The organism is Nocardioides sp. P4_G4 (assembly GCF_056401085.1).
In genome coordinates this window covers 18,712-28,917 of record NZ_JBFUKA010000058.1, presented here as the reverse complement: position 1 = coordinate 28,917, position 10,206 = coordinate 18,712, and the positions used below count along the sequence as shown (strand labels likewise).

Annotated in this window: 10 protein-coding genes; 4 read left to right on the top strand and 6 right to left on the bottom strand. The window is 69.5% G+C overall.

Features of this window, described 5'->3' with window-relative positions:
• The 6 genes from AC1DQF_RS14450 to dnaA form a co-directional block, all read right to left on the bottom strand.
• A partial coding sequence (locus AC1DQF_RS14450) for a DNA gyrase subunit B (RefSeq protein ID WP_477525914.1) occupies positions 1-1,780 on the bottom strand: 1,780 nt, incomplete at its 3' end.
• A gap of 227 nt (positions 1,781-2,007) precedes the next feature.
• On the bottom strand, positions 2,008-2,643 hold the full coding sequence (locus AC1DQF_RS14445; RefSeq protein ID WP_477525913.1) for a DciA family protein: 636 nt from the start codon (positions 2,641-2,643) through the stop codon (positions 2,008-2,010).
• Positions 2,633-3,787 (bottom strand): DNA replication/repair protein RecF, encoded by a 1,155-nt coding sequence (gene recF / locus AC1DQF_RS14440; protein WP_477525912.1) that lies wholly within the window; start codon positions 3,785-3,787, stop codon positions 2,633-2,635. The genes AC1DQF_RS14445 and recF overlap by 11 nt, the downstream gene beginning before the upstream one ends.
• Before the next feature lie 7 nt (positions 3,788-3,794).
• A complete protein-coding gene (gnd, locus tag AC1DQF_RS14435; protein ID WP_477525911.1) occupies positions 3,795-4,772 on the bottom strand; it encodes a phosphogluconate dehydrogenase (NAD(+)-dependent, decarboxylating) in 978 nt (325 codons plus the stop codon).
• Between the two features lie 59 nt (positions 4,773-4,831).
• Positions 4,832-5,965 (bottom strand): DNA polymerase III subunit beta, encoded by a 1,134-nt coding sequence (gene dnaN, locus AC1DQF_RS14430; RefSeq protein ID WP_477525910.1) that lies wholly within the window; start codon positions 5,963-5,965, stop codon positions 4,832-4,834.
• A 505-nt stretch (positions 5,966-6,470) separates the two neighbouring features.
• Positions 6,471-7,928, bottom strand: coding sequence for a chromosomal replication initiator protein DnaA (dnaA, locus tag AC1DQF_RS14425; protein WP_477525909.1), 1,458 nt, complete (start codon positions 7,926-7,928; stop codon positions 6,471-6,473).
• 485 nt (positions 7,929-8,413) lie between these two features.
• On the opposite strand from dnaA, the gene rpmH reads away from it, so the two are divergent.
• From rpmH to yidC, 4 genes are read left to right on the top strand one after another with little or no spacing between them, the layout of a single operon-like run.
• A complete protein-coding gene (gene rpmH / locus AC1DQF_RS14420) occupies positions 8,414-8,551 on the top strand; it encodes a 50S ribosomal protein L34 (protein WP_056887998.1) in 138 nt (45 codons plus the stop codon).
• A 34-nt stretch (positions 8,552-8,585) separates the two neighbouring features.
• Entirely contained in the window at positions 8,586-8,930 is a 345-nt protein-coding gene (gene rnpA, locus AC1DQF_RS14415; RefSeq protein ID WP_477525908.1) for a ribonuclease P protein component, read from the top strand.
• Positions 8,931-8,943: 13 nt separating this feature from the next.
• Positions 8,944-9,201 (top strand): membrane protein insertion efficiency factor YidD, encoded by a 258-nt coding sequence (gene yidD / locus AC1DQF_RS14410; RefSeq protein WP_477525907.1) that lies wholly within the window; start codon positions 8,944-8,946, stop codon positions 9,199-9,201.
• 36 nt (positions 9,202-9,237) lie between these two features.
• Positions 9,238-10,182 carry a membrane protein insertase YidC gene (gene yidC, locus AC1DQF_RS14405; RefSeq protein ID WP_477525916.1) on the top strand — a complete coding sequence of 315 codons (945 nt, stop codon included), beginning with the start codon at positions 9,238-9,240 and terminating at the stop codon, positions 10,180-10,182.
• Positions 10,183-10,206 lie beyond the last annotated feature (24 nt).

Below are 10,206 nucleotides of genomic sequence, written 5' to 3'. Positions count from 1 at the left end.
GCGGCTGGGCCATGTAGACGTAGCCGTGCTCGATGAGCGGCTTCATGAAACGGAACAGCAACGTCAGCAGCAGGGTGTTGATGTGGTGGCCGTCGACGTCGGCGTCGGCCATCAGCACGACCTTGTGGTAGCGCAGCTTCTCGAGGTTGAACTCCTCGTGGATGCCGGTGCCGAGCGCCGAGATGATCGCCTGGACCTCGGTGTTGGCGAGCACCTTGTCGATGCGCGCCTTCTCGACGTTGAGGATCTTGCCGCGGATCGGGAGGATCGCCTGGACGCGGGGGTCGCGGCCCTGGCGGGCGGAGCCGCCGGCCGAGTCGCCCTCGACGATGAAGACCTCGCACTCGGCCGGGTTGGTCGACTGGCAGTCGCTCAGCTTGCCGGGCAGGCCACCGCCGCCGAGCAGGCCCKTGCGGTTGCGGGCCAGGTCGCGGGCCTTGCGGGCGGCGATGCGCGCCGACGCCGCGGCCTGGGACTTGCGGACGATGTCCTTGCCCTCGGCGGGGTTCTGCTCGAACCACGCGCCCAGCTGGTCGTTGACCACKCGCTGGGTGAATCCCTTGGCCTCGGTGTTGCCGAGCTTGGTCTTCGTCTGCCCCTCGAACTGCGGCTCCTCCATCTTGATGGAGATGATCGCCGTCAGGCCCTCGCGGATGTCGTCGCCCGACACCCGGTCCTCCTTCTTCTTGATCTGCCCCCACTCCTCGCCCCAGTTGTTGACCAGGGAGGTGAGTGCGGAGCGGAAGCCCTCCTCGTGGGTGCCGCCCTCGTGGGTGTTGATCGCGTTGGCGAAGGTGTGGACGGACTCGGTGAACGAGGTGTTCCACTGCATCGCCACCTCGAGGCTCATGTGGGCCCCGCTGCTCTCCGGGCTCTCGGCCTCGAAGGAGATGATCGTCGGGTTGGCCTTGTCCTTGCGCCGGTTGAGGTGCTCGACGTAGTCGACGAGGCCGCGGTCGTACCTGAAGATCCGCTCGAGGCCGGCCTCCGTCTTCTTGATCGCGTCGGCACCGCCCTGGTCGACGCTGGCATCGATGGTGCTGTCGCCCACGGCGTCGGCCAGGTCGTCGGCGTGGGCGCGCTCGTCGCGCACCACGATCTCGAGGCCCTTGTTGAGGAACGCCATCTCGCGGATGCGGTTGGTGATCGTCTCGAGGTTGTACGTCGTGGTCTCGAAGATGTCCTCGGAGGCCCACCACGTGATCGTGGTGCCGGTGCGCTCGTCGTCCTCCATCGGCCGGACCTGCTCGAGCCCGCCGTCGGGGACGCCGAGGCTGAAGGTCTGGCGCCAGAGGTGCCCGCGGTTGCGGACCTGCGCGTGCAGGTGGGTCGACAGCGCGTTGACGACCGAGACGCCGACGCCGTGCAGGCCGCCGGACACCTTGTAGCCGCCGCCGCCGAACTTGCCGCCCGCGTGCAGCATCGTCAGCGCCATCGTGAGCGCGGGCATGTCCTGGCCGGGCGCGGTGTCGGTGGGGATGCCGCGACCGTTGTCCTCGACGCGGACGCTCCCGTCGGCGCACAGGGTCACGATGATGCGGTCGCAGTAGCCGGCCATCGACTCGTCGACGGCGTTGTCGATGATCTCCCAGATGAGGTGGTGCAGGCCGCGCTCACCGGTCGAGCCGATGTACATGCCGGGCCTCTTGCGGACCGCTTCGAGACCCTCCAGCACCTGGATCGCGGAGGCGTCGTACTCGACGCCGTTGGGCAGCTCGGGGGCGGATCCGTCGCTCACGCGTACCTCATCTGCTTCTCGACCCGTACGGGTCGGTGACATGGGAGAGGGCCGCGACTGGTGAGCCGGCGACCCGTGGCCTCAGTCTACCGGTCACGCGCCCACAATCCACGCATGGACTCCAGGAATCGGGTCATCTGTGGACGAAAAGGGCCTCTGAGGGCGCCGTGAGGGCCTCGCGGAGCGCCGATCAGGGGGTCGGACAGGTCCCTGTACGGGCGAGCGGCCGGTAGATCGTCATTTCGACGCGGCCGTCCGCGGGCACCCGATCACCCGTAGGTGTCGCGCGGACCCCGCCCGTCACGACTGGAGAAGCGGCCCTTCTTCCAGCTCGGCAGGTGGGGTCCCAGGATGTCGATGACCGTGACCGTGCCGTGACCGAGCTCCTCGTTGAGCCGTCGTACGACGGTGGGCGCGAGCAGCTTGAGCTGGGTCGCCCACGCGGTCGAGTCGGTCCGCACCACCAGCCGGGTGTCCGCGAAGGACTCGGGGGTGCAGTGCGAGGCGACCTCGTCGCCGACCAGCTCGGCCCAGCGTCCGAAGACCGACTGCACCCGCAGGTCCAGCTCCCAGCCGTGGTTGGAGATGAGCCGTTCCAGGGCGTTGTCCACCAGCTGAGGGTCACGGTCCGAGGGGAAGGCCCCGGACGTGCGCGGCCCGCCCCGGCGGCGGGGGGCGTCGAACGGGGACGCCGTGCGCCGGCGCTTCTTCGCCACCGGTTGCCCGGGAACCGCGCCGGCCGCGCGGCGCGACGCACGCGCGAGGTCGAGCCCGTCGTCACGGTGCTCCGGACCGGGGTCGACGGGGGTCTCGCCGGGGGTCGGCTCCGTCGGCTCGGCGACAGGTTCGGCGGCTGGCCGCTCCTGCCCGGCGTCGCCCGCGGTCTCGGGCGGGTCACTCGTCACGGCGTACCTCCCCGTCGGCCACCAGGAAGCGGACGCCCTGGAGGGCGATCGGCACGTCGGCGGCCACGGCCGCGGTGACCAGCACCTGCTCGGCGCCGGCGACGAGCTCGGCCAGCTGCTGGCGGCGCTCCCCGTCGAGCTCGGCGAAGACGTCGTCGAGCACCAGGATCGGGTCGTCGCCGTCGGCACGCAGCAGGTCGTACGACGCGAGCCTCAGCGCGAGCGCGAAGGACCAGGACTCCCCGTGCGAGGCGTAGCCCTTGACCGGCAGCCGCAGGTCGCCCGCCTGCCTGCCCGTGCCGAGGGTGAGCAGCAGCTCGTCGCGGTGCGGCCCGACGAGCGAGATGCCACGGTCCAGCTCGTCCTTGCGGCGACGCTCCAGCTCGGCCAGCAGCGCCTCGCTCAGGTCCGCGGCCTCGGTGGCCCCCTCCAGGTCGAAGGAGGGCTTGTACTCGATCTCGGCGTCGTCGCGGCTCGCGCCGCGGGCCACGGCTTCGTAGGCCTTGCCGAGGTAGGGACGCAGGTCGTCGACCAGCTGCAAGCGGTGGGCCAGCAGCTCGGCGCCGACCCCGGCGAGGTGGGCGTCCCACACGCCCAGCGTCGACAGGGCCGTCTCGCGGGCCTCGCCGCGTGCGAGGCCGGCCGTCTTGAGCAGGGTGTTGCGCTGCTTGAGGACCCGGTCGTAGTCGGAGCGGACGCCGGCCATCCGCGGGGTACGCAGCACGATCAGGTCGTCGAGGAGCTTGCGCCGGTCGCTGGGGTCGCCCTTGACGAGGGTCAGGTCGTCGGGGGCGAAGACCACCGTGCGCACCAGCCCGATGATCTCGCGGGGCCGCGGGAGCGGGGACCGGTTGATCCGGGCGCGGTTGGCCCGTCCGGGGTTGAGCTCGACCTCGAGCACCGCCGTCCGCCCGTCACGCACGACCGCCGCGCGCACGACCGCCTGGTCGGTGCCGGCCTTGACGAGGGGGGCGTCGGAGGCGACGCGGTGGGAGGAGAGCCGGGAGAGGTAGTCGATCGCCTCGACCACGTTCGTCTTGCCCTGGCCGTTGCGTCCGATGAACGCCGTCGCGCCCGGACCCAGCTCGACGTCGAGGTCGGCGTAGGAGCGGAAGTTGTGCAGGGTCAGGTGCGCGACATGCACGTGGTGCCTAGCTCTCGCCCGTCTGGTGGCCCTCGCCGGCGCCGGCCTGCTGGGCCGCACCCGACTGGTCGGGCCCGTCACCGGTCGCGCCGGCGTCGCCGCCCTTGGGGGCCGCGGTCCGGACGGCGTGGCCGCCGAACTGGTTGCGCATCGCCGCGACTGCCTTCATGGTCGGCGAGTCCTCCTGGCGGGACACGAAGCGGGCGTAGAGCGCGGCGGTGATGGCCGGGGTGGCCACGGCGTGCTCGATGCCGGCCTCCACGGTCCAGCGTCCCTCGCCCGAGTCCTCGGCGTAGCCGGCGATCTGGCTCAGGCCGGGGTCGTCGTCGAGGGCCGCGACCATGAGGTCGAGGAGCCAGGAGCGGATGACGGTGCCCTCACGCCAGGAGCGGAAGACCTCGGTCACGTTGTCGGTGACCTCGGCGGCCTCGAGCAGCTCCCAGCCCTCGGCGTAGGCCTGCATCACGGCGTACTCGATGCCGTTGTGGACCATCTTGGAGAAGTGGCCGGCGCCGACCTTGCCGGCGTGGACGGCACCGAAGTCGCCCTCGGGCTTGAGGGCGTCGAAGACCGGCTGCACCGTGGCGATGTCGGCCGCATCGCCGCCGTACATGAGGGCGTAGCCGTTGTCGAGGCCCCAGACGCCGCCGGAGACGCCACAGTCGACGTAGCCGATGCCCTTGTCGGAGAGCAGCTCGGCGTTGGCGATGTCGTCGGTCCAGCGCGAGTTGCCGCCGTCGATGACCACGTCGCCCTCGGCGAGCAGGTCGCCGAGCTCCTTGACCGTGGCGCGCGTCGGGTCGCCGGACGGGACCATGACCCACACGACCCTGGGGGAGGGCAGCGCCTCGACCATCTCGGCGAGCGAGCCGGCGTCACTCACGTCGGGGTTGCGGTCGTAGCCGACGACGGTGTGGCCGGCGCGGCGCAGGCGCTCGCGCATGTTGCCGCCCATCTTGCCGAGGCCGACGAGTCCGATGTCCATTGCTTCTCCCAAGATCTCGGGGGTCTGTGTCGTGCTGGAGTGCGGCTCGGCCGTGCGACTCAGCTGAGGAGGCGTCGCGGCATCAGCAGGTAGCGGAAGCCGTTGTCCGCGGTGCCGTCGGTGCTCGAGATGACCACCGGCTTCGTGGCCTGGGTGAACGACAGGTCGATGAACTCGCCGTCGAGGGCGGTGAGGCCGTCGAGCAGGAACTGCGGGTTGAACCCGGTGGTGAGGGCCTCGCCGGTGATCTCGGCGTCGATGGCCTCGGTGGCCATCGCCTCGTCGCCGCTCCCGGCGTCGAGCACGAGCTGGTCGTCACCGAACTTGAGCTGGACCGCCGTGTTGCGCTCGGCCACCAGGGCGACGCGCTTGACGGTGTCGATGAGCTCCTGCTTGTTGACCTTGGCGACGGTGAGGTGCTCGCTGGGGAACAGCGAGCGGACCTTGGGGAACTCCCCGTCCAGCAGCCGCGTGGTGGTGCGGCGTACGCCGCCCAGGCCGGTGCCCTCGAAGCCGATCAGGCCCTCGCCGGTGCCGCCGGTGCTGAGAGCGATGGTCACCTCGGCCCCGGAGGTCATGGACTTGGCGGTGTCGCCGAGCACCTTGGCGGGCACCAGGGCGGCCACCGAGGCGTCGGGGGTCTGCGGGTTCCACGTCAGCTCGCGGTGCGAGAGGCGGAAGCGGTCGGTCGCCAGCAGCGACATCGTCGCGCCGTCGATCTCGATGCGGACGCCGGTGAGGACCGGGAGCATGTCGTCGCGACCGGCGGCGGTCACGGCCTGCGCGACGGCGTGGGCGAAGTCGTTGCTCGAGACGGTGCCGGTGGCAGCGGGCATGTCGGGGAGCTTGGGGTAGTCCTCGACCGGCATGGTCTGCAGGCTGAACCGCGCCGACCCACACGTGAGCTGGACCTTGGGGCCCTCGAGGAGTACGTCGACCGGCTTGTTCGGCAGGCTGCGGCAGATGTCGGCGAGGAGCCGGCCGCTCACCAGGGCGGCGCCGTCGTCACTCACCTGGGCGGTGAGGTCGGCTCGGGCGGACGTCTCGTAGTCGAAGGTCGAGAGCACCAGGCCCTCGTTGCTCGCCTCGATCAGCAGGCCGGCGAGCACCGGGGCGCTGGGGCGGACCGGGAGGCTACGAGCTGCCCAGGCGACGGCGTCGGCGAAGACGTCGCGTTCGACGCGGAACTTCACTGCGGGCTCCTCGGTGCGGTGGAGGCGGAGAGCGATCAGGGATCGAGGGCAGCAACGAATGACACGTTCCTGCGCACGGGAGGTGAATCCTGCCATGCCGGTCAATTCCTCGGACCAGTCCGTGCAGGTTGTTGCCGGGCTCCTCGAGGTGGTCCCGGGGCGGTGCGTGTCGAGTTGTCCCCAGGCAGGGGCCCGAGTGGTGTTCGACGAGTGATCGATCCGTGTAGAGGTTCGTGGGAGTCATAGCGTCGGTGGAAACTGTGGACAACTCCCATTGCCGCAGGTCGTCAGGCTCGATCGCTGTGCACAGGGGGTGTTGAGGAGCCTGTCGACACACCGGCCCGTGTGTGCACGGCGCGGGGTCCGTGCGGTGCGGGTCGTGTGATTCCCACAGGGGCTGTGCACGACAGGCCGGGTGGAACCACACGTCCTCCACATCGCACACCCGTGTGATTCACCCCCGGCGAGCGATCCGGACCGTGGGCCCGTGTCGCGGTCCGGGGGGTCAGGACTGACGGGCCTGCATCTTGACGCGGTTGGTGAGCTCGCTGACCTGGTTGAAGACCGCGCGGCGCTCGGCGAGCAGCGTGCGGATCTTGCGGTCGGCGTACATGACCGTGGTGTGGTCGCGGTTGCCGAACTCGGCGCCGATCTTGKGAAGCGAGAGGTCGGTGAGCTCGCGGCACAGGTACATGCCGATCTGGCGGGCCATGACCAGGTGCCGGCCGCGGCTGGGTCCGGTGAGGTCCTCGATGGAGACACCGAAGTAGGCGGCCGTCTGGGCGATGATCAGCCCGGGAGTGATCTCGGGCTCGCCACCCTCGGGGATCAGGTCCTTGAGCACGATCTCGGCCAGGGTCATGTCGACCTCCTGGCGGTTGAGGTTGGCGAACGCCGTCACCCGGATCAGGGCGCCCTCGAGCTCGCGGATGTTGGTCTGGATCTTGCTGGCGATGAACTCGAGCACGTCCGGCGGTGCCGTCAGCCGGTCCATCGCTGCCTTCTTGCGCAGGATCGCGATGCGGGTCTCGAGGTCGGGGGGCTGCACATCGGTGATGAGGCCCCACTCGAACCGGTTGCGCAGCCGGTCCTCCAGCGCCTCGAGCCGCTTGGGGGCCCGGTCGGAGGTCAGCACGATCTGCTTGTTCGCGTTGTGAAGGGTGTTGAACGTGTGGAAGAACTCCTCCTGGGTCTGCGTCTTGCCCTCGAGGAACTGGATGTCGTCGATCAGCAGCACGTCGACGTCGCGGTAGCGGCGCTTGAACCGGTCCTGCCGGTCGTCACGGATCGCGTTGATGAACTCGTTGGTGAACTCTTCGCTGGAGACGTAGCGGACCTTGGCCCCGGTGTAGAGGCTGCGGACGTAGTGGCCGATGGCATGCAGCAGGTGGGTCTTGCCCAGCCCGGACTCGCCGTAGACGAGCAGCGGGTTGTAGGCCTTGCCCGGCGCCTCGGCGACCGCGACGGCCGCGGCGTGGGGGAATCGGTTGGACGAGCCGATGACAAAGGTCTCGAACGTGTACTTGGGGTTGAGACGGGTCTCGAGGGCCGAACCGGCGCGGCGTGCCTCGTTGGCCTCCTCGGTGGACTGGGAGAACGGGGACGGTCCGGACGTCAACAAGTCGTCATGTTGCTTTGTCGACATGTCGAGAGCCGCGTGGTCGGGTACGTCGGGTAGCGGCGTCGGACCGTTCTGGTCCTCCAGCGCCGGGTTGACCGTGACCGCCAGGCGGATCTCGCGACCGAGGGAGTCGCTGAGCGAGTCCTCGAGCTGTCCCCGGAGCCGGCCCTCGAGCTGGTTGCGGGTGAAGTCGTTGGGGACGGCGATGATCGCGGTGCTCTCGTGCAGCGTCACCGGCTCGCTGGCGCGCAGCCAGGCCCGCTGGTTGGGCTGGAGGTCGCGGACGATCGCGCGCCAGACCGTTCCGAGATCGATCTCCGGGTCTTCCACGACTGCCTCCACGCCTCACTGGTCTCCACCCGGCCGCGGTGTGCGATCGCCTGGTGCTCCACAGAGTTTTCCACAGACTGTGAACCATTGGGGAGTCGACGCCGATGACGGCGACAGACCGCCGTACGACAGGGAGAGAGGGATGATGAGGGCCGACCCTGCGCACCGGGAGGGCCGCAACGTAACAAGGCCCCGACATGCGCGGCAAGGCTTCATCCACAGGCCCGGGGATCGTGTCATCATCGCGGGTTTGACCCTGTCTTCGCCTCCCGCGTACCGTTGGCCGGTCGCCTCTGGGCGATGCACACACCTTCCCCTGTCACCACTTCGTGTCGACGGGTGCCRCATGTCCACGACTTCACGCCCACCGGGGCGTGCGCGTGGGTGGGCGGTGCCGGCCGAAGCGCCGTCCCGTGCCGGTGCCCAGCACCGGGACGGGGACACCGCACCACCGGCTGTGGAGTGGACACCTCAGAAAACGCATCGGAGACAAACTCGTGAGCAAGCGTACGTACCAGCCGAACAACCGCCGCCGTCACAAGGTGCACGGTTTCCGCCTGCGCATGCGCACCCGTGCCGGCCGCTCGATCCTGTCCTCGCGCCGCCGCAAGGGCCGCAAGGACCTGGCCGTCTGAGCGACGCCTCGGCGTCTGCTCTGAGGCCACGACCGTGCTGCCGGCGCACCACCGGCTGGTCGACAGTGACGCATTCCGCGCCACCGTCCGCTCCGGCCACCGCTCCGGCTCCCGGACCCTGGTGGTCCACCTGGGACGGACCGGGTCGAACGATCCGGCCCGGGCCGGTTTCGTGGTGAGCAAGGCGGTGGGCAACGCCGTGGTCCGCAACCGTGTGAAGCGTCGACTCCGACACCTGACCCGGGAGCACCTGCCGTCGCTGCAGGGGCTTCCGGGTTCTGCCGTGCTCGTGGTCCGTGCCCTCCCGGCCAGCGCCACGGCGTCGTACACGGAACTCGGGGCCGATCTGGACCGTTGCCTGACCAGGGTGATGTCGTGACCGGGATACGTGCGTGAGACTGCTGCTGATCGGACTGCTCCGCGCCTACCGCGCGGTCATCAGCCCGCTCTACGGCCAGGTCTGCCGCTACCACCCCTCCTGCTCGGCGTACGCGCTCGAGGCAGTCACGCAGCACGGTTCGATCCGCGGCAGCTGGCTCGCCGTACGACGTCTTGGCCGGTGCCACCCCTGGGCCGCCGGTGGCTACGACCCTGTTCCTCCCCGCGCCGCAGCAGTCGGCACGGATCCGACCTCCACACGAGGAGCCTGAGTGCTCGACTTCTTCAGTTCCATCGGCGGATTCATCATGACGCCGCTGTACTACGCCATCTCCGCGGTCCTGGTGGGCTGGCACAACGTCTGGGGCAACATCTTCGGCCCCGAGTCGGGGATCGCGTGGGTGCTCTCGATCGTCGGCCTGACGCTGGTCATCCGTGCGGCGCTGATCCCGCTCTTCGTGAAGCAGATCAAGTCCAGTCGCAACATGCAGCTGATCCAGCCCAAGGTCAAGGAGCTGCAGAAGAAGTACGGCCACGACCGGGAGCGTCTCGCCCAGGAGACGATGAAGCTCTACAAGGACTCGGGCACCAACCCGTTCGCGTCCTGCCTGCCGATCCTGCTCCAGATGCCGATCTTCTTGGCGCTGTTCCGCCTGATCGACCAGGCGGTGAAGAACCCGCACCAGCCCAAGGGCTTGATGACGGAGACGCTCAACCTGCAGTTCCGGGACGCGACGTTCCTGGGTGCCAAGATCTCCGACACCTTCCTCGGCACCGACGACACGAGCGTGCGGGTGCTCGCCGCCTTCCTGGTGATCGCCATGACGGCCACCACGTTCCTCACCCAGCGCCAGCTGATGAGCAAGAACATGCCCGCCGACGCCCTGACCGGGCCGTACGCCCAGCAGCAGAAGCTGCTGCTCTACGTGCTGCCGATCGTCTTCGCTGTCGGTGGTATCGCCTTCCCGATCGGCGTGCTCTTCTACTGGACCACCTCCAACCTGTGGACGATGGGCCAGCAGTTCTACGTCATCCGCAACAACCCCGCCCCCGGGACGCCCGCCTTCGCGGCCAAGCAGGAGCGCGACCAGGCCAAGGCCCGCCGCAAGGGCCACGTCGCGGAGGCCGAGGTGAGCCAGGACTCGCTGGACACCGCGACCGGGACCGTCGTCGAGCCCCCCGCTTCGCGGGTGCAGCCCAAGCGCCAGACCAAGGCGCAGCGTCAGGCGAAGAAGAAGCCCAAGGGTTCCTGACCCTTCCCCCCTTGTCCGCGGGGA

Excerpts from the sequence above, each read along its gene's own strand:
- gnd (WP_477525911.1), bottom strand. The coding sequence starts at position 4,772 with ATGGACATCGGACTCGTCGGCCTCGGCAAGATGGGCGGCAACATGCGC.
- yidC (WP_477525916.1), top strand. The coding sequence starts at position 9,238 with ATGACGCCGCTGTACTACGCCATCTCCGCGGTCCTGGTGGGCTGGCAC.